This is a genomic window from Microvirga arvi (assembly GCF_016892765.1).
Classification (GTDB): Bacteria; Pseudomonadota; Alphaproteobacteria; order Rhizobiales; family Beijerinckiaceae; genus Microvirga; species Microvirga arvi.
Window position 1 is genome coordinate 1 of record NZ_JAFEMD010000019.1, and the last position, 18,046, is coordinate 18,046.

General features: G+C 62.3%; 16 protein-coding genes. 10 read left to right on the plus strand and 6 right to left on the minus strand.

What is annotated here, in order from left to right; genetic code table 11:
- Positions 1 to 394 precede the first annotated feature (394 nt).
- Positions 395 to 1,288, minus strand: coding sequence for a LysR substrate-binding domain-containing protein (locus tag ILT44_RS13510; RefSeq protein ID WP_204240117.1), 894 nt, complete (start codon positions 1,286 to 1,288; stop codon positions 395 to 397).
- Between the two features lie 235 nt (positions 1,289 to 1,523).
- Between ILT44_RS13510 and ILT44_RS13515 the strand changes: the two genes are divergently transcribed.
- The 3 genes from ILT44_RS13515 to ILT44_RS13525 all read left to right on the plus strand — a co-directional run bounded on the left by ILT44_RS13515 (position 1,524) and on the right by ILT44_RS13525 (position 4,406).
- A complete protein-coding gene (locus tag ILT44_RS13515; RefSeq protein ID WP_204240118.1) occupies positions 1,524 to 2,324 on the plus strand; it encodes a rhodanese-like domain-containing protein in 801 nt (266 codons plus the stop codon).
- Positions 2,325 to 2,516: 192 nt separating this feature from the next.
- Positions 2,517 to 3,560, plus strand: coding sequence for an ABC transporter substrate-binding protein (locus ILT44_RS13520; protein ID WP_204240119.1), 1,044 nt, complete (start codon positions 2,517 to 2,519; stop codon positions 3,558 to 3,560).
- Between the two features lie 213 nt (positions 3,561 to 3,773).
- Positions 3,774 to 4,406 carry a class I SAM-dependent methyltransferase gene (locus tag ILT44_RS13525; protein ID WP_204240120.1) on the plus strand — a complete coding sequence of 211 codons (633 nt, stop codon included), beginning with the start codon at positions 3,774 to 3,776 and terminating at the stop codon, positions 4,404 to 4,406.
- Between the two features lie 322 nt (positions 4,407 to 4,728).
- On the opposite strand, the gene ILT44_RS13530 is transcribed toward ILT44_RS13525, so the two are convergent.
- A protein-coding gene (locus ILT44_RS13530; RefSeq protein ID WP_204240121.1) for an IS630 family transposase occupies positions 4,729 to 5,786 on the minus strand; the annotation gives its coding sequence in 2 pieces (ribosomal slippage) (positions 4,729 to 5,250 and positions 5,253 to 5,786; 1,056 coding nt in all).
- A 500-nt stretch (positions 5,787 to 6,286) separates the two neighbouring features.
- Between ILT44_RS13530 and ILT44_RS13535 the strand changes: the two genes are divergently transcribed.
- From ILT44_RS13535 to ILT44_RS13550, 4 genes are all read left to right on the plus strand, one after another.
- Entirely contained in the window at positions 6,287 to 6,718 is a 432-nt protein-coding gene (locus ILT44_RS13535) for a hypothetical protein (protein ID WP_204240122.1), read from the plus strand.
- Positions 6,715 to 7,449: an ABC transporter ATP-binding protein gene (locus ILT44_RS13540; RefSeq protein ID WP_204240123.1), complete on the plus strand. Its 735-nt coding sequence runs from the start codon at positions 6,715 to 6,717 to the stop codon at positions 7,447 to 7,449. The genes ILT44_RS13535 and ILT44_RS13540 overlap by 4 nt, the downstream gene beginning before the upstream one ends.
- 119 nt (positions 7,450 to 7,568) lie before the next feature.
- On the plus strand, positions 7,569 to 8,666 hold the full coding sequence (locus tag ILT44_RS13545; RefSeq protein ID WP_204240124.1) for an ABC transporter permease family protein: 1,098 nt from the start codon (positions 7,569 to 7,571) through the stop codon (positions 8,664 to 8,666).
- 72 nt (positions 8,667 to 8,738) lie between these two features.
- Positions 8,739 to 10,034, plus strand: coding sequence for a M20/M25/M40 family metallo-hydrolase (locus tag ILT44_RS13550; RefSeq protein ID WP_204240125.1), 1,296 nt, complete (start codon positions 8,739 to 8,741; stop codon positions 10,032 to 10,034).
- A gap of 654 nt (positions 10,035 to 10,688) precedes the next feature.
- Here the strand turns inward: ILT44_RS13550 and ILT44_RS13555 are convergent.
- Complete coding sequence (locus ILT44_RS13555; protein WP_204240126.1) at positions 10,689 to 12,299, minus strand: amidohydrolase; 1,611 nt, start codon at positions 12,297 to 12,299, stop codon at positions 10,689 to 10,691.
- Between the two features lie 665 nt (positions 12,300 to 12,964).
- On the minus strand, positions 12,965 to 13,234 hold the full coding sequence (locus tag ILT44_RS13560; protein ID WP_204240127.1) for a DUF6894 family protein: 270 nt from the start codon (positions 13,232 to 13,234) through the stop codon (positions 12,965 to 12,967).
- Positions 13,235 to 13,494: 260 nt separating this feature from the next.
- On the opposite strand from ILT44_RS13560, the gene ILT44_RS13565 reads away from it, so the two are divergent.
- Positions 13,495 to 14,025 (plus strand): Spy/CpxP family protein refolding chaperone, encoded by a 531-nt coding sequence (locus ILT44_RS13565; protein ID WP_204240128.1) that lies wholly within the window; start codon positions 13,495 to 13,497, stop codon positions 14,023 to 14,025.
- Positions 14,026 to 14,642: 617 nt separating this feature from the next.
- On the opposite strand, the gene ILT44_RS13570 is transcribed toward ILT44_RS13565, so the two are convergent.
- Positions 14,643 to 14,978 carry a hypothetical protein gene (locus ILT44_RS13570; protein WP_204240129.1) on the minus strand — a complete coding sequence of 112 codons (336 nt, stop codon included), beginning with the start codon at positions 14,976 to 14,978 and terminating at the stop codon, positions 14,643 to 14,645.
- Positions 14,975 to 15,397, minus strand: coding sequence for a hypothetical protein (locus tag ILT44_RS13575; protein WP_204240130.1), 423 nt, complete (start codon positions 15,395 to 15,397; stop codon positions 14,975 to 14,977). The genes ILT44_RS13570 and ILT44_RS13575 overlap by 4 nt, the downstream gene beginning before the upstream one ends.
- Positions 15,398 to 16,296: 899 nt before the next feature.
- On the opposite strand from ILT44_RS13575, the gene ILT44_RS13580 reads away from it, so the two are divergent.
- Positions 16,297 to 17,400: an AraC family transcriptional regulator gene (locus tag ILT44_RS13580; protein WP_204240131.1), complete on the plus strand. Its 1,104-nt coding sequence runs from the start codon at positions 16,297 to 16,299 to the stop codon at positions 17,398 to 17,400.
- Between the two features lie 74 nt (positions 17,401 to 17,474).
- A complete protein-coding gene (locus tag ILT44_RS13585) occupies positions 17,475 to 17,843 on the plus strand; it encodes a hypothetical protein (RefSeq protein ID WP_204240132.1) in 369 nt (122 codons plus the stop codon).
- Positions 17,844 to 18,046 lie beyond the last annotated feature (203 nt).

The following is an 18,046-nucleotide window of genomic DNA, read 5'->3' on the forward strand; positions in this document are numbered from 1 at the left end:
GCAGCCTGATCCTGCCGGACAGGCTCAACCCGATCACTCTCTGACGCTGAATGTCAGATCAAATGCCGACTACTACAGGGTTCGAGTCCCAGCGCGCTCACCATCTCAAACCCTTAACCGGCAAGGGTTTTATCGCTTTCTTGCGTCTGCAGTCTTGCAGCTGCCTTTCTCTCGGGTAACGCCACGGGTAACAGCAGACGAAATTCGGACAACCGGCGCCAGTCCAGCCATAGTTTGAGTTGGGTAGACGAACGTCTGCAGCTGCGCGATGAGCTGACCTTCACACAGCCACGCTTAAAGGCGGTTCTTGACCCACAAGCGACATTCAGCGATTTCCATATGGAAGCTCCGCTTCGCAAGCCCTTGCCGTGGTGCTGCTCGCTTGGAGGCTTCTTCAGCGCGCTTCGTCGCCAGCCCAGCGTGTGCGCAGCAGGTTCAGGAACTGCTGCGCTGAAGGGGTCAGCGCCGCGTCGCGGAACCAAATGATCGACATGGTCTTGCGCACCTTCCAGTAGGGCACCGGGATGATGACAAGCGCACCGGCCTGGAGCTCATCCTGGATAGCAAAGCGACTGCATCCAGCAATGCCATAGCCGTGCCGCACTGCGATCTTGATCGCTTCCCAGGACGGCAGCTCAAGCCGCCGCTTCGGGGTGATCCCGAGGTCAACACACGCAGCCTCCACAACCAGCCGGGTCGATGAGCCCTCCTCGCGTGAGATCCATGTGAGAGCCTCCAGTTCCTCCCGCGTCGGCTTCCTGCCGCGGAACTGCGGTGGCCCAACAATGACGATCTCATCCTCAACCAGGGGCTCGGCCTCGATCTCCGGCGCCGCCACGAACCCTCCGACCACCCCGAATTCGGCCCGATGGCCTCGCAACAGTTCGACTGCCTTCGCCGAGGTCGCCAGTTCAAGGACGACCCGCATACCAGGATAGCGCTGCTGGAACTCGGCGATGACGTCCGTCAGGAGATATGTTCCCGTATTGCCCGATCCAACTATCGTCAGAACTCCCGAACCAGGCTTGCTGAACTCGCTCAGGCCGCGGGCGGCCTGAGCCAGGATTGCTTCGGCGCGTAACAGATGGTTGGCGAGGAACTCCCCGGCAGGGGTGAGGGCGCCGCCGCGGGCCTGACGCTCGACCAGAACAGCCCCGATCTCATCCTCAAGGTCGGCAATGTGCTTCGACACAGCGGGCTGGCTGATCCGCAGTTCCTGTGCCGCCCCTGAGAACGAGCGCAGTCGGGCGAACGCCGCAAGGGCCCGCAGTCGTGCTTCCAGTCTCATAACCTAAACTTATATCAAGCTGGCCAATTATGTATTTTCGTACTGCGGACCCATCCGGTAAGCAAGAGGCAGAAGACGTTACATGGCTGCCCTGCCCAAGTTCCCAGTTCGACATCCAGGAGCAGCGACTTGGCCCACCTTTAACGGCCATCCCACACGCTCGCAGCAGGCTGGGAACACCGTTTGTATCTCGACCTGAAGCGACGATCCCCATCCTCTCACGGAGGTATTCGCAATGTCCTCATGGTCTCACCAAGCTCTCAAGCCTGTTCTGATCAGTGCTCTGGTCCCAATGCTTGGAATGGTCGCACTCTCAACGGGTCCATCTTCTGCTCAGACGTCGCCCGACATCATGAAGGCGACCCTGTCTCAGCCGAACGACAAGACGCCAGAGGTCGCAACCGATGAGTTGCGCCGGATCTTGGCCGACAAGAGCACCGTCGTCTTTGACGCCAGACCGCAAATGGAGTTCGCGATCAGCCATATTCCTGGAGCCGTGAATGTCTCGCCCAAGGCAGGCGTGCCGATGTCAGTTTACGTATCGGATGTTGCGGAGATCGGGCGGGTGCTGGGCGACAGGAAGGATGCCCCCATTGTGCTCTACTGCAACGGGCCATTCTGCGGAAAGAGCAAGCGTCTGGCTGAGGAACTGGTTGCGGCAGGCTACACGAGCGTGCGGCGTTATCAGCTCGGGATCCCGGTCTGGCGGGCACTGATCGGCGTGACGCAAATCGCGCCCGAGGGCATCCGGTACATCCGGGAGGGCGACAAGACAGCGGTGTTCTTCGACGCGCGCTCCCTCGAGGAGTTCAAGGCCGGCACCATGACAGGCGCCCGCCATCTGCCCAAGGCCGAGGTGTCCAAGGCCAAGGACGACGGACGGCTGCCGATGGAGGACCATGCCACCCGCATCGTGGTGTTCGGGGCCGATGCAGGGCAGGCGCGCGACGTGGCCGAGGAGATCGCCAGGAACGCGTTCCACAACGTCAGCTTCTACGCCGGCTCTCTGACGGACCTGAAGCTCGCCCAGAACTGAGACGTGCCATTGCCGATAAAGGGCTTGGCCCATCGCTGTATGTAGCTGCGGTTTTGCCGCTGCGGCTTCATTTGTGGATCATGCATCCCTGCCGCAGTCCGACGTGCAGGTCAGGCCCAGGGCTTGGCCCCTCGCATTCCTTTGCCGATCTCCGGATGAGGAGTAGAGTTGGCGGAGCATATGGAGGATGCCATGAAGAGCAATTCCGCCAGCTTGCCCCATGTGCAGGATCAAGGATCCCGGAGCCGCCGCCAGGTTCTCAAGAGCCTGGGCGGGCTGGTGAGCCTGCCCTTCCTCGCCAGAATGGGGTCCGCATCCGCACAAGCCTCCACACCACGCATCGGCTTTCTGTCCGTTCCCCCTCAAGGGCACTCACCCGTCTTCGGGGCGTTCCAGGACGGATTGCGCAGCCGCGGCTATGTTCCCGGACAGAACGTCGTCCTCGAATGGCGCGGCGCGGACGGAAAGGATGAACGGCTCCCGCAACTCGCCACCGAGCTGGTCAACGCAGGCGTGAACGTGATCGTGGCGGAGACCTATCCGGCCATCGTTGCTGCCAGGAACGCGACCGGTACGGTGCCGATCGTCATGGCCGTCAGCAGCGACCCGGTCGAAACCGGTCTCGTGGAAAGCCTCTCGAAGCCGGGCGGCAACATCACGGGGCTCACGACCCTGTCCACTCACCTGAACGGCAAGCGCCTTCAGTTGCTCAAAGAGGCTTTCCCGGGCATGAAGCGGCTCGCGCTGGTCTGGGCTTCCCTGGCTGCGCCGGACAAGGCGCCGGGGATCAGGGAGGCGCAACGCGTGGCGCAGGAATTGGGCCTTGAGATCCAGTACTTCGAGATCCGCAAGAGCGACGATTGGGAAGAGGCGATCCGGGCCGTGGCCAAGGCCCCGACGCCACCCGACACGGTGTTCCAGCTCTGCGATCCGGTCACCCTCAGCCGGCGCAAGGCGCTGGTCGACTTCGCGGCCAGGACCGGCCTGCCGTCCATGTACGAGATGCGGGAGTACGTCGTCGAGGGCGGCTTGATGGCCTACGGCCCGAGCCTCGCCACCATGGGCCGCCGCTCGGCTGACTATGTTGACAGGATCCTCAAGGGAGCCAGGCCAAGCGATCTGCCGGTCGAGCAGCCGACCAAGCTCGAACTGGCCATCAACCAGGCGACCGCAAGGGCGATCAACCTCGACCTGCCGCAAAGCCTGCTTGCCTGGGCCGACGAACTGATCGAGTAGGAAGCGTCTTCATCCCGCAGGAGGGAGCCTTGCCGGCGTGAGGCCGCCCGTCGGGGGCGATGCCGAACACCGCATCTCCTCGTCGACGTCCTTGAGGCGACGTCTAGCACGCTGCGGATAGCGGTAGCGTGCGGCTGTGCCAACAGTGCTACAATCAGTCTGACACCTGTGCCGACCTTGCCTGAAGGGCCGGTCGGCACGCAGGAGACAACAATGGCGGACACACGAGAGGGACACTGGGACACCGTCTACACCACCAAGGCGGACGAGGCGGTCAGTTGGTATCAGCCTGTACCAGAAACCTCGCTGCGCCTGATCCGCGCCTGCCACCTGCCGAAGGACGCATCCATCCTCGACGTTGGAGCAGGGGCCTCGCGCCTGCCAGACGCTCTTCTGGGCGAGGGGTTCACCAACATCGCCGTGCTGGATGTCTCGGCCGCCGCCCTGGCAAGGACCAAGGCACGTCTCGGCGGGAAAGGGATATCTGTTCGCTTCATCGTTGCCGACGTCGCCACATGGGAGCCGGATTTTCCGGTTGACCTCTGGCACGACCGGGCGGTCCTGCATTTCCTGACGGAGCCGCAGGATCGGGTCGCCTATGTGGATGCGCTCCGCCGCACTGTGAGGCCGGGCGGTTTTGTCCTGGTCTCGGGCTTCGCGCCGAGCGGGCCCGAGCGGTGCAGCGGGCTGCCTGTGCTGCGGGCGGACCCGGACGCGATCGCGGTCCTTCTCGGCCCCGAGTTCGAGCTGATCGAGGCCTTCGAGGAGGATCATCAGACACCATCGGGTGGTCGGCAGCGGTTCGTGTTCACCCGGTTTCGGCAACGTGGCGCCCAAGGCCAGTAACGTCGCAGGTTGCATTGTCACGCGCCCGTGAGGCCGCGGCGCTTTCCATCGACCTTCCCCGCGTTGATGATCCGATCGAGATGTTGCCCCAGGCCTGACGGCCAATCTCGCCCCGCTTATCGTCACCTCTGATGGAACCCAGCAACTTGACCCAGCGACAAGGGCAGCAACGTCAACTTTTGGCACTCCTGAGACGTAAGCACTTGGACCGTCATGAGGCGAGAAGCGGACCTTCATTGGATCCGCTCTACGTTACACTTTGGACCCCAACGGACCTTCCAAGGTGCGCGTGAGAGCAAGTAATACCAATCGGCACTGATGCTCATGCATTGGCCCAGTCGCGCAGGCCGATGGACATGATGGTCCAAGGCTGCGCGACGAGCTTGTTCCAAGCCGCGCAGCAGTGATCGAGGATGTCGGTGTAGGAGGTGAACACCCGGTTGGAGAGCCAGTTCTCCCGCAGATACTGCCAGATGTTCTCGACCGGATTCAGCTCAGGCGCTTTCGCCGGTAGTGGCAGAAGCGTGATGTTCGATGGCACCTGCAGCTTGCGCGAGACGTGCCAGCCCGCCTGATCGAGCAGCAGCACGGCGTGAGCCCCGGGCGCCACCGCTTGCGAGATCTCAGCCAGATGCAGCGTCATCGCCTCGGTCGTGCAGCGCGGCAGCACCAGGCCGGCGGCTTTGCCTTCAGCCGGGCAGATCGCCCCGAAGATATAGGTCGAGGCCGTCCTCAAATCCCGCGGCGGCGAGGGACGGGTGCCGCGCTTAGCCCAGCGCCGGGTGATCTTGTTCTTCTGGCCGATCCGCGCCTCGTCGGCAAACCAGATCTCTAGCGGCTTGCCAGCGGCCTCGCTGGCTGCGATTTCCGCCAGACGCGCGGGAAGCTCTTTTTAAAAACCGCCACTGCGGCCTCGCTCTTGGCATGATGGCGCGGGCGGGCCGAGAGCTTGCGGTAGCCCAGCGCCCGCAGCTCGCGGCCCAGGGTCGTCTGGCTCACCCCAATCCGGAACTCGTCCCAGAGCCACTGCACCAGATCCTCCAGCCGCCAGCGCACCACGCCATGGACAGCAGGAATGGGGCCGCTCTCCACCAGGGCCAGCAAGGCCTCCCGGTGGCAGGCACTCAGCCTGCAGACATTCCCCGGCGCCTTGCCGTCGACCAGGCCGTCGGGCCCATGGGCGTTGAACCGCACCACCCAATCCCGCACCGTCTGCAGCCCGACCCCGCCGAGCCGCGCCGCCTTGGTCCGCGTGCCGCCGTCGTAGATCTCGGCCAGCGCCAGCAATCGTCGGCTTTGTCCCGCATTCCGTGTCGCCTTGGCCAGAGCCCGCAGCCGGGGCGCATCATAATCCTGGCGAAGCTCGATCCCTGGGCGCATGGCGAACCTCCTGCTCGCCAGCATGGAATCAGACATGCGCCCAGCGGGAAACCCCAAATGAGTCAGCCTTCATGCCGCTTGGTATAATAGCAACCTCTGGGCTGCACTACAGCCGACATGCTGCTGGATCAGCCAAACTACTTATAATCTAAGCTTGATGCTGACTATCACTGGCGTGTGGATCCAATGAGCTATGAAGTAAGCTATCAATATGCGACCTCAGGCAGCGGTATGGCTCGTCCTTCCTGCTGGCTGTAGGGAGTGCTGCTGCTACGCTCGATCAAGGCACGGCAGCATGTCCTATCACCATTCGTGCAAACCCATCTTTGAAGGCCTTGATCGAGGCTACGACCGTTGACACCTTGGTCGCGAAGGATAGGCTCAAGTTCGTTGAACTAATCGACGACTCGTGGGTCTAATCACAATAGAGCAGGCTGGATTGGGCCGTTTTCAAGCCCAGCCGTCAACCTGAGCAAAGCGTGTCAGGAGGCATACTTGCCATGGTGACCAGACGAACTCTCCTCACAGCCGCCCTGGCGGCCGGACTTCTTCCAAAAGCGGGCTTAGCTGCGACCAGGATCCGCATGGGCGAACTCTATAATCACGACGGGTCCTTCTCTCCACGGGCAGATGAGCTGAAGGGGACACGCATTGCCATGCAGGGTTTCATGGCACCCCATCTGAAGGTCGACTCCGACTTCTTCATCTTGTCGAACACACCGGTTGAGACCTGCCCCTTCTGTGCATCGGAGGGTGAATGGATCGACTCGATCGTGTTCGTGCGCATGCGCGCCAAGCAGGAGATGGCTGCGCCTGGAACACTCATCCTGGTGCAGGGAACGCTCGAGGTTGGTCCTGCGATTGACCCGACGACTGGCTTCGTCAGTAAGGTCAGGTTGACAGACGCAGTCTTCCAGAGGGCGGGTGCGTGAGCCCGCATGACGCTGAGGTCGGGCTTTCAGTCTTCCAGCTTGAGGTTTCCTTCTGCGACGCGACCGGCGACCGGTTCAATGCTCTGTCCGGCGTCACTGCACAGTTCAAACCCGGTCAAATTACTGCCATTGTCGGCCCATCGGGTTCTGGAAAAACGACCCTCCTGCATTGCATCGCGGGCATTCTCGTCCCGCGTTCAGGCGAGATCCGTCATGGTGGCGTGATCGTCAGCTCCTTAGGGGAGAGCGCTCGTGACACATGGCGGCGTCACAACTGCGGAATGGTGTTCCAGGATTTTCGCCTCATCGACGAACTCACCGTGCTCGAGAATGTCACAACGCCGGCGCTGTTCGGTCACTATCGGGTTCCTTCAATCCTGCGCGAACGGGCCCGCACGCTTACTCGCGATTTCGGATTGCTGGAGCGTTCCGTTCCGACGTCGCGTCTGTCCCGTGGCGAGCGGCAGCGGGTTGCCATTGCCCGCGCTCTCCTGATGGACCCCGCGATCATCCTCGCGGACGAACCGACCGCCAGCCTCGATCGCGCAAATGCCGCCTCGGTCGCCAAGACCCTTGAGGGCCTCGCCGGACAGGGGAAGGCTGTCGTATGTGTCACTCATGATGACCTGCTCGTTTCCCGGGCACACGAAGTGATTTCATTGAAGGCTGGGCGGATGGGCCCGCCTGCTGTGGATCCTTTCGTTGGGCTCCGAGCGGGAGACCTCGCATGAATCCTTGGCCCATTGTACGTGCGTTCCTCGTCCGGCATCGCTGGGCCGCCCTCGCATTCGTCTTCCTTGTTGCAGCAGGTGTCAGCCTTGCGGTAGCGCTCATCTCGCAAGAGCGGGCCTTGCGCACCGGCAGCGCCCGTGCGGCCGACCGCTTCGATCTGATCGTGGCAGCCCCCGGGAGCCAAACCGATGTCTTGCTTACCGCTGTGTTTCTGCGCCCTGGAACGACCAAATTGCTCCCGCCAGAAGTAACGGCGCGCCTCTTAAATGACAAACGGGCAGTGTTTGTGGCTCCAATCGGCTTCGGAGACAGCCACCGCGGCGCTCCCATTGTTGGAACAACAAGCCAGCTCGTCATTCATTTATCGAACGAATTGCAGGAAGGCCGAGTTTTCGCCCGTCGAGAGGAGGCGGTTGTGGGAGCTGCCTCGCCCATGAAGGTCGGGGAGACTTTCCGACCGACGCACGGCATCCCACGCGACGGCAATCCGGAGGAAGACACCGATCCTCACGAGCATGGTTCAATGATCACGGTCGTAGGCCGGATGAAGCCGACAGGCTCGCCGTGGGATAGCGCCATCATGCTGCCGGTCGAGCACGTATGGCAGCTCCATTCACTCCCTGATGGCCACGAGGAAGGCAGCGAAGCGGTCGGCCCGCCCTTCGATCCTACCCGGACGCCCGGCGTCCCGGCAGCCGTGGTTAGACCTACTACGATCGCCGCCGCATATCAGCTTCGCAATGCCTATACGACCAACGAGTCCATGGCGTTCTTTCCCGCCGAAGCGCTGACCCGTCTCTACTCTGTGATGGGCGACTTGCGCCAGCTCATGAGCCTGCTCGCCATCGTCACACAAGCGCTGGTCTTGATGGCCATCGTGATGGGTGTGCTATTATTGTTTCGGTTTCTCGTACCACAGCTCATCACCTTAAGAGCTCTGGGCGCTCCTCGGCTCTTCATTGCTGCCATTGCTTGGGGCTTTACCGCCACGTTGGTGCTCGCCGGTGTGGTGCTCGGCCTTGTGGCCGGATATGGGCTCTCATACGGAGTAAGCCAGTGGCTTGCCGCTGATACAGGCGTGGAGCTTACCCCGACACTCGCCTCAAGCGAGTACCTCATCGCAGTCAGCATACTAGCTACAGGATGGATCTTGGCTCTTCTGCCCGCATACGTTGTTCAGCGACGATCGCTCGCGATGTCCCTCGCGGAGAGCTAAACAAAGCTCCCGCTCATTTGCCTTTTCCATCTGTGCTGATCCCAGCACAGAACAACCAGGAGGAAGTAATCGATGCATTCGGCTCTAAGGAAACTGAAACACGCTCTGGTGGTCGGAACTTTGATTGCAGGCCCGGCCATTGCTCAGGACGTTGCACCAGCGCACACCGAGACCGTGAAGCGCATCATGGACAGCCAATCCTTCAAAACGGCCGTCGACGCGCTCCAGAAGGACCATGACCGCTGGATCAGCGAGGTCATCAAGCTGACCGAGATCCCCGCTCCGCCCTTCAAGGAGCAGGAGCGGGCCAAGGCTTACATGGAGATGTTCAAGACTCATGGCCTGAGCGACGTCGAGCTCGACGAGGAAGGCAACGCCATTGGCGTGCGAAAGGGCACCGGAGGAGGTCCGCTGGTGGTGGTGTCCGCCCACCTCGACACCGTCTTTCCCGAGGGAACGGACGTCAAGGTCAAGCGGGACGGCACCCGCTTGGCGGCCCCAGGGGTCGGCGACGACAGCGCTGGACTCGCCACCCTGCTCAGCATCGTCCGCGCGATGGATGCCGCCGGGATCAAGACGAAGAGCGACATCGTCTTCCTGGGCGACGTCGGAGAGGAAGGCCTCGGCGACCTGCGCGGCGTGCGCTACTTCTTCACCAAGGGCAAGTACAAGGACCAGGTCAAGTACTTCTACTCGCTCGATGGCAGCAGCACGACTCGCCTCACGAACTGCGGCGTCGGGTCGAAGCGCTATCGGGTGACCTACAAGGGCCCCGGCGGGCACAGCTTCGGTGCCTTCGGCCTCGTCAATCCTATGGCGGCGATGGCTCAGACAGTGGTCGAGATGTACAAGATCCAGACCCCGACCAAGCCGAAGACCACCTACTCGGCAAGTGTGACGCAGGGGGGGACCTCGGTTAATTCGATCCCGAACGAGGTCTGGATGGAGTTCGACATGCGCTCCGAGGATGCCAAGGAGCTCGAGCGCCTGGAGAAGCGCTTCCTCGCGATCGTGAACCAGTCCCTGGAGACGGAGAACTTCGCCCGGTCGATCAAGGAAGGATCGATCACGGCGGACATCAAACTCGTGGGTGACAGGCCTGCGGGGCGGACGGACGAGAAGACGGATCTCGTGCAACTCACGACGGCCGCCTTCCTGGCGAACGGGAGCAAGCCGACCTATGAGTGCGGCTCGACCGACTCGAACATGCCCATGAGCTTGGGCATACCGGCGGTCACGATCCCCCGCGTTGCCAAGGCGGATCGCTCCCACTCGCTTGATGAGTGGATCGACACCGATCCGGAGAGCAACCACACGGTAAAGAAGACGATCCTGACTACCGTGCTGGCGGTCTCTGGGGCTCAATGATGAATGGGCTGGACCGGGCACTTGCGCCCGGTCCAGCCCATGGCTAGTTGGCCCTCGTTGCCGGATCCTGTTCACCGCGTTGGTAAACTTGGAGCACATCGACATGGCAACAGGCGCGTCCAGGGTTCTGGCCATGCTGGCCACCGGACATTGAGGGTTGATGTATGTCTGGGAGTTGCCGACCATGTTGACGACGTTGAATGCCACTCTGGCCCAATAGGCTACGATCAACGGCTTGCCACTGTCCTGGACGGGGAAGAACTGCCAAAACGTGCCTCCTTATGCCTCGGGGTGAACACGAGCGCCACCGTCGTACCGCTGAGGGCGGCCTTCTGGCCGTCACGCTGAAGAGCGAGAAGTCATCTGCTTAGATTCCATGAGTTCTCGAAAGACCGGGAATGGCACATCTGAGACCTAACCCTGAGTACAGCTTTCCCCGCCGAAGCGGACGCTCCTGAAGGGCAGGGGATCGGCAGAGGATGACCCTAAGCCGACCTTTGTTGTTCAGATTGGAATGTGTGTTGCTGCTATGGCCTGTCTCGGCTGTTGCAGAAGGGCCCGCAACTTTGGGTAAGGGCATGACGGCGGTCCACGGAGACCGCCGTCGGTTGCATCATTGCGCCTCGTGAAGGGGCCTCCGTGCGGTTGCGAGTTTCAGTTCTTAGGTTTCTCCAGAACCGGGAACTTGATCCCCAACTGGTCGAGATACGTCGCGTACTTGGTTGGGTCGTAGTAGTACTTCTTCATCTCGGGCCGGTATCTGGCCATGATGTCGGCGTTGAGATGGATCTGCGGCTTGTCCTCGGCCGAGATCATCGGAACGTACTTCTGGTTCTTCTGCTGCTCGTTGGCGAAATACCCCTTGGCCTGCACCAGCAGTTCCGGCTTGGACAGCAGGTCGATGGTCGTCATCGCCATCACCTTCGCCCCGGCGACGATGCCCTTGTGTGCAATGGGCGTGGCCATCGACATGGCGTTCGCCCAGTGGTGCCCCGGCAGGTTGGGGATGTTGGACGGGTAGTTCAGCGTAATCGTCGGGACCGTCCAGGAGATGTCGCCGATGTCGTCGGATCCGCCGCTCTCGGGCTTCTCCAGCGGCGGCTCGAGCTTCTTCAGTTCCTTTGCGAGCCCTTCCTCCTTGTCCTTGACCGTGCGCTGCACGGCCTTGGCGAAGGCCTGCTCGTCCTCGGTCCACTGTGGCAGCCCAACCTGCTGGATGTTGGCATAGGCAGCATCAGCGATTGGCTTGTTGAAGTGGCGCGGTGCCGCCGTGCCGATCACCTTTCGGGTGACGGTGGTGTCCGTCATCTTGGCCGCTGCTTCCGAGATGGTGTTGGCGATGTCGAAGTTCTTACGGATGTTCGCGAAGTCCTGCTCGCGGATGAAGTACCAGACGCTGGCGACCGACGGCACGACGTTGGGCTGGTCGCCGCCATCCGGGATCACGTAGTGCGAGCGCTGCTCGGGCCGCAGGTGCTCGCGGCGCATGTTCCAGCCGATGTTCATGAGCTCGACGCCATCAAGCGCACTGCGCCCCCGCCAGGGGGCCGAGGCGGAATGGGCGGACTCGCCGCTGTATGTGTACTCGACGGAGACCATGCCCGTGCCGCGGGGCTGGCCCCAGGTGGTCTCCAGATTGTTGCCGACATGGGTGAAGAGGACCGCGTCCACGCCGTTGAACACGCCGTCGCGGACCATGTAGGCCTTGCCCCCGAGGAGCTCCTCGGCCACGCCGGGCCAGAGCATGATGGTGCCGGGAATTTTCTCCTGCTCCATGATCTCCTTCAGGGCAAGCGCGGCAACGACGTTCAGGGCCTGGCCCGAGTTGTGCCCTTCGCCGTGCCCCGGTGCGCCTTCGATCATGGGCTCGCGGTAGGCGACGCCCGGTTTCTGGGACGCCTTCGGGATGCAGTCGATGTCGCTGCCGAATGCGATCACGGGACCGCCGGAGCCCCACTTGGCGACCCAGCCCGTTGGCAGGCCCGCAACGTTCCGCTGAACCGAGAAGCCGTTCTTCTCGAGGATGTCGGTGATGTACTTCGAGGTCTCGAACTCCTGGAACGCGAGCTCGCCGAAGCTGAAGATGGAGTCGTTCATCTCCTGGGCGAGCTTGGCGCGGGCCTCCACGCCTGCGACGGCACGCTTCTTTAGTTCCGCGATGCGCTCCACCAGCGCGGCGCTCTGGTCGGTGGTCTGGGCAAAAACAGGTGCCGAGGTTGTGAGTAACGCAGTGAGCAACAGACTGGGCAGCAAACCATGTTTCATGAGGTCCTCCCGGGTCTTCGGATTGGCGTCAGCAAATCAGGCAACGCAACTACCATCCGATCAGATCAGGATTATCTCAGCCTCGTCGTGGAACGCACTCCAGCCATCCAACAAAAACATGGCTATCGGGGGAACTTTCGTTGAAGTCGCAAAATTAAGATGCGCTTGGCGCAGCGTCAGAGATTTCGGGCAGACGTTGGTAGGGGTAGGGCTTGAAGTGGAAGGTCGCCTTCTGGCCGATTTTGTTGAAAAACTCCCTGGCGCCGCTGCATGAGCCTATTGGTAGCGGCAGCGTGCGAGATCGGGCCCAGCATCTTGTATGCTGACCACGCAAAAATCGGCAGTTCCGGACTTTTTCAACACTATCGGCACGAGGCAGACGAAAGCCGAATTTCTGTAATCATAGGGTAAGCCGACCTTCATAAGGCCAAGCCCAAAGGCCTAGTTTGACCCATAAGAGACCTTCCCACACCTTCAAAGCAGGTAGTCACCGCGCCTCGGAAACACATTTACTGGCTTCACTAAGCCAGGAGTCGCGCTGGGACGATGAAAGCTGATCGACGGCAACGGCCCGCCCTTTACGTCCTTGCTCTCCCGACGCGCCCGGGTCCGATGACGGCGATGGGCCTCTTCATTATGGGACCGGACCACGCCATCGAGCGGCGTCATTGGCGGAAGCGCCCGGTGAGGCGGGGAACTCGATGGTCGAGGGAGTCGGAGACCGGAAGCCTGAAGATCAGTTCGTCCGCGGCATCCATAACCTCTATGGTGTAGTCGCACGGATGCTGGCCGCACGCCGCGAGTTCGGCGCTGATGTCCCTGGCCGCGCAGAACGTCTCACGATAGGCGGTCTCCACGTCAGGAAAGTCGAGCCCGAGTTCGTCGCGGCTCAGGTCCTGGCGTGCACCCCTGACGTGAAAGAAGAAGCGAGGCATGACACTCCTTTCATTCCCAGGGCGTGTCGGACGCGCGCCATCATGATCCGCCCCTGGAGCCCCTGCATATCGCAACGGCAGCCCCGTCGACGGGAGGGTCCAAAGGTCCGCAGCTATCCAGAATCCGGGAATGGAGCAGAGGCCGGGCCAGGGCACGGCTTCGTCCGTGTCCCAAACTGCCAACGGGAAGTCCCAAGGTATCAAGCATGCCACGGTCCGGTTCATAGACTGACGATCGACGGAACCAGCAGGAGACCGGAATGCGGAAGGGAATGATCGGCGTCGTGGCGGCCATGTTCATCGTTGGCGCGCCAGTGACCCACGCACAGCAAGCCAGCTCCGGCCCGGGTGGCACGCCTGAAAGCGGACGGCTGAGCCAGGCCGAGTTCAAGATGCTGACCGACATTCGGGTCGGGGTGATCAAGGCCGCGCTGCAACTCACGCCGGAGCAGGAGAAACTCTGGCCGGCCGTGGAGGAGGCGATCCGCGCCAGAGCCGAGACGCGCTCCCGCCGACTGGCCGCGCTGGGAGAGCGCATGGACCAGCAACGCGACGTCGATCCGGTGCAGCTTTATCGCCAGCGCGCCGATGTCCTGGCGGACCGTGCGGCGGGCCTGAGAAAGCTCGCTGATGCCTGGCAGCCGCTTTACCAGAGCCTTACGCCCGACCAGAAGACGCGGCTGCGCCTCGTGACGGCGCATGCGATCGAGGGGCTCCGGACTGCCATGGAGAACCGCCGCATGGACTCGGATGACGAGGAGGATACCGAGCTTTGGGTGCTCCCTCGTTAAGCGGATCAAGAAAAGCACACCTGATCGCGGGAGCAGGGACAGCGCAAGGAAGAGGATGCCCATGAACTCCCTGTACCGTGCCGGATTGGCTTTGGGAGCTCAGCCCTGACGTCAAACTGGAGAAGGTGGCCAGAGATGACCGAAATGCCGCTATAGGGACACCCAGAAACGGGTGAAACTCTGCCGCAGACAGTGAGGTGTCCCAAAAGGTTCAGCCACTGTCTCCAACGGTCAAGCTAGCCGCTCACGAACAGGGAATGATCCGCAGCCTTGAGGCTTCCAGTTCCCGCTCCCAGACCGGGTGCCCATCCCTTCCACGATGATCGTCCGTGCTGAACCAACGGTTTGGAGACGATGTGGAAAAGGATGTCTCGGTGAGAGGGCAGTGGGACGTTCACCCGACGCCCCCCCGCACAAAGCAGCCCGGCCTGTCGGCCGGGTGACACAGGGTCGATGCGTGTCCTGGCAAGGCGCTCGGGCACCCATCGGCGGATCAAGGAGTTTCCATGCGGATGATCATCGCCGTGCTTGCGGTTGGTGCTTTACTGACAGGTTGCGTCTCAAGCTCCGGCTCGAACTCGCGGCCTCCGAACTACGTTTCGAGCCAGGCGACCCAATCACCGGGGGGCCGCAACGACGCCTTCGGGGGAGCGGCGATGCCGATGCGAGGCTTGCCTCGCTAAGGGCCTGTAGGCTTCTTCGCACTGCGGGCCGCGGGAGCGCACCACGCACAGGGTGTAGAGCCGGGCGAGGGCGGTGAGCGCAACGACGTTCGTACCATCATCGAACAGGGTCGGATGGAGCCCCGCCGTGCGGATCAGGGGATTCGGATTGAGGCTGAAACTGCGGAGAGTCGGAACAACCTCCCTGCTCGCCCCAAGTGGATGCAACCCAGTGGAAGGGTTGGTCGAGATTTCGCCATGGACAAGGCACTGGCAGTCCTCCGCTCTCACTGGGGACAGACATCCCAGAAGCCTTGGGTGCGTTGCGGATTGCTGTAGTACCAGCAATAGCCGGGAGCAGGCGGTGGCGAGGTAACGTAGGCCGTAGCGGCCGCGGCCGTCACGAAGCCCAGTGCCGCGCCGGCGGCCACGGCGGCGCCGGGACGCCACCAGTACGACGGTGGTCGATACCAGCCGCCCGCCGGCACGGGTGGCCGGTAGCCCGGCCGGGCCGCGACATTGCCCGCCGGCCCGCGCACAGCGGCCCCGCCGTAAGCCCCGCGGGCGGCAACTCCGCCCCGGGGACCACGGGCGACCGCACCACGCGGTCCGCGCGCCACAGTCCCGCCCCGTGGGCCGCGAGCGGCTGCCCGAGCATACACCAGGTCTCGGTCCTGAACGATGGTGAGCAGCGTGGGTGGGCAGTCCATCCGTGAAGTGCTCGACGGCACGGGAGTTGCCGTTGCCGGAGTTCCGGCGTCGATCAGCAATCCGATCAAGCAAGCAGGTCCGATCGTCCCAAGGAGGAACCGACCTTGGCATTTGTTATGCATGCGCCTCTCCCGTCAGTGCCTCACGAGCAGCAAGGAGCGGCCCCGTCGCAATCGGAACAAGGTCCGTAAAAATGTCTTCCATGCTCGGTCTGGGACCAGCATTCTATCGGTTCACACCTCGTGCTTGACACTTCAGGACAGGTGCTTTGCAGTTTGGGACATCCAGCACAGGAGAACCCGTGCCCGTCGAGGGGCGGCTCCAGTCCTGAATCATGCGTTCCTCCGAGATCGGTCATCAGTACCGCAGGTGCCGAAGTCGCACGGTCAAGTATGAGGCAGTGGCGGGTTCCGGCTACGGCTCAAGATTACACCAGAATGCGTCTGCTGTTCTGTCAGGATTGCTGTCCCGGTTCCACGCCGATGCCCTAACGGATGTATTGGTTGATTTGACTTCGGAGTAGTTTCGCGGCCTAATGGTCATGTCTTCGGAGACCTCCAAAGTAAAGAAAACTAGATCCTGCCCTCACAACGGGCAGGTTTTTTGTATCTGATCTGCCATTTTCAGGGTTTTTCCGGTTGGCTTTAGGGTTTTTCTGATGGAACAGCTTGGTGGTTCTGATAGTCTTGTGTTGACACTTAGGGACATTATCTGCTCCAATTCGCACGAATGAAGACCATGGTCGGGCTGTTGATGGAGCCATGGTCTGATCCCAGATCTCCAGCTTGGATTGGGACTGGGGCGACGATCGCCCCAGGCACGACGGTGTGACTGAGGATGCGGGGACATCATCAGGTTGATTGCGTAAGGGCATCCGATCGACCTGCATGAGGTTCTCATGAAGCAAGTTGATGGCACCGAATGTCTGGCAGCAGGTGACAGCCGGCCACCAAGCCAGGGGTCCCACACTGTCCCGGCAGCAAGCGGGCGAACGCTTGCCCCAGGTTACATCCACCTCGGCGTTTCCAAAGAAATCGTACCGACCCTGCGCGAACTCGGCGTCGATCCTGATCCGGTCATCCGGGCCGCAGGACTCGACCCACGCCTGTTCGATGACAGCATGAACGTGATCCCGTTTGCGGCCCTGGGCCGGCTCTACACCCTGTGCGTGGCCCGCACGGGCTGCGCGCATTTCGGGCTGCTGGTTGGCCGGCGGGCGAGCATCCTGTCGCTGGGCCTGGTCGGTCGCCTGATGCGGCACTCACACACCATCGGCGATGCGGTGCGCGCCCTCGCCTCGAACCTGAGCGTCGAGGACCGGGCGGTGGTGCCGTCGCTGACGACCAGCGACGGCACGGTCCTGCTCACGTATGCGACCTATCCGGTGGAGAGCAGCAGCGTGGAGCAGATCCTCGACGCAGCCGTGGGCGTGACAGTCAACATCCTGCGGACCTTATGCGGATCGGACTGGCGGCCGAGTGAGGCTCTGTTGCCCCGGGTCGCCCCAGCGGATCAGTCGCTGTATCGGCACCATTTCCGTGCGCCGGTCCGATTCAACCAGGAAAGCGCCAGCATCGTCTTCCCGGCCCGCGATCTGGATCTGCGGATTGCCGGGGCCGATGCTCTGTTGAGGGCCATGCTGGAGGAGAAGATCCAGCGCCTGAAGGGCGATCCAGGGTCTGAGTTCTCTGACGACATTCGGCGGCTGCTGCGCACGCGGCTGACCAGCAACCGCTGTTCGGCCGACGACATCGCTGAACTGCTCGCCATGCACCGGCGCACCCTGAGCCGGCGGTTGAAGGACAGCGGCCTGGGCTATCGGGCGATCTCGAACGAGATCCGGTTCGAGATTGCGCGTCAGTTGTTGCAGCACACTTCGGTGCCGCTGGGCGAGATTGCAGCGGCGCTGGGCTATTCGGAAGCGAGTGCCTTCACCCGCGCCTTCCGGCGCTGGTCGGGCCAGACGCCGACCGCGTGGCGGGCCAAAGGCCGTCATGAGTGACGCCCCGGCGACCTAAATCGTCAAGGGATCATCGCCGCACTGGCCATGTCTGAACGCCAATGGGAGACCGTACCATGAACCGACTGCTGGTCAGCCTTTTCCTTGCCGCGCCATTGATCCCAGTCAGCACCACGGGCATGGCGCAGTCGCAGTTCGACGGGCGCTGGACCGTCACGACCATTCCAGAGAGGGGTGCCTGTCGGAGGAAGAATCATTATGCGGTCGTGGTTGAGAATGGCGTGGCCCGCAATGCCTCAGGGCGGACGAGGACCACTGTCACTGGCGGGCTGGAGCCCAGCGGGCGCGTGCAGGCCAGCCTCCAACGTCGTGAGGCTCAGGTTGATGTGACAGGCAATCTCGCGGGGCAATCGGGTTCGGGCACATGGACCTTGGCCGGGAGGATCGACTGTTCGGGACGGTGGACCGCCGCGAAACGAGGCTGACGCCTGAGGGCGGAGTCAATCGCGTCGAAACTCTCCTGAAGCGAGTCAAGGCTGAGGGTTAGTGCTGTCGAGCGGCGACGCTGTTCAGCGATGACCCAAATTGTTAAGGGATTGTCCCTGCCGATCAAGCACTAGGTTCTCGCCGGACTAGCATGAGGCCAGAAAGGCGGGAAAGCCGCGAGGCCCGTCCTGGTGCGAAGTGT

Bases quoted from the DNA above. Each gene is read 5' to 3' on its own strand.
- ILT44_RS13520 (WP_204240119.1), top strand. From the start codon at position 2,517: ATGAAGAGCAATTCCGCCAGCTTGCCCCATGTGCAGGATCAAGGATCC.
- ILT44_RS13555 (WP_204240126.1), bottom strand. From the start codon at position 12,299: ATGAAACATGGTTTGCTGCCCAGTCTGTTGCTCACTGCGTTACTCACA.
- ILT44_RS13565 (WP_204240128.1), top strand. From the start codon at position 13,495: ATGCGGAAGGGAATGATCGGCGTCGTGGCGGCCATGTTCATCGTTGGC.
- ILT44_RS13575 (WP_204240130.1), bottom strand. From the start codon at position 15,397: ATGGACTGCCCACCCACGCTGCTCACCATCGTTCAGGACCGAGACCTG.
- ILT44_RS13585 (WP_204240132.1), top strand. From the start codon at position 17,475: ATGAACCGACTGCTGGTCAGCCTTTTCCTTGCCGCGCCATTGATCCCA.
- ILT44_RS13580 (WP_204240131.1), top strand. From the start codon at position 16,297: ATGAAGCAAGTTGATGGCACCGAATGTCTGGCAGCAGGTGACAGCCGG.
- ILT44_RS13560 (WP_204240127.1), bottom strand. From the start codon at position 13,234: ATGCCTCGCTTCTTCTTTCACGTCAGGGGTGCACGCCAGGACCTGAGC.
- ILT44_RS13515 (WP_204240118.1), top strand. From the start codon at position 1,524: ATGTCCTCATGGTCTCACCAAGCTCTCAAGCCTGTTCTGATCAGTGCT.
- ILT44_RS13535 (WP_204240122.1), top strand. From the start codon at position 6,287: ATGGTGACCAGACGAACTCTCCTCACAGCCGCCCTGGCGGCCGGACTT.
- ILT44_RS13550 (WP_204240125.1), top strand. From the start codon at position 8,739: ATGCATTCGGCTCTAAGGAAACTGAAACACGCTCTGGTGGTCGGAACT.
- ILT44_RS13525 (WP_204240120.1), top strand. From the start codon at position 3,774: ATGGCGGACACACGAGAGGGACACTGGGACACCGTCTACACCACCAAG.
- ILT44_RS13510 (WP_204240117.1), bottom strand. From the start codon at position 1,288: ATGAGACTGGAAGCACGACTGCGGGCCCTTGCGGCGTTCGCCCGACTG.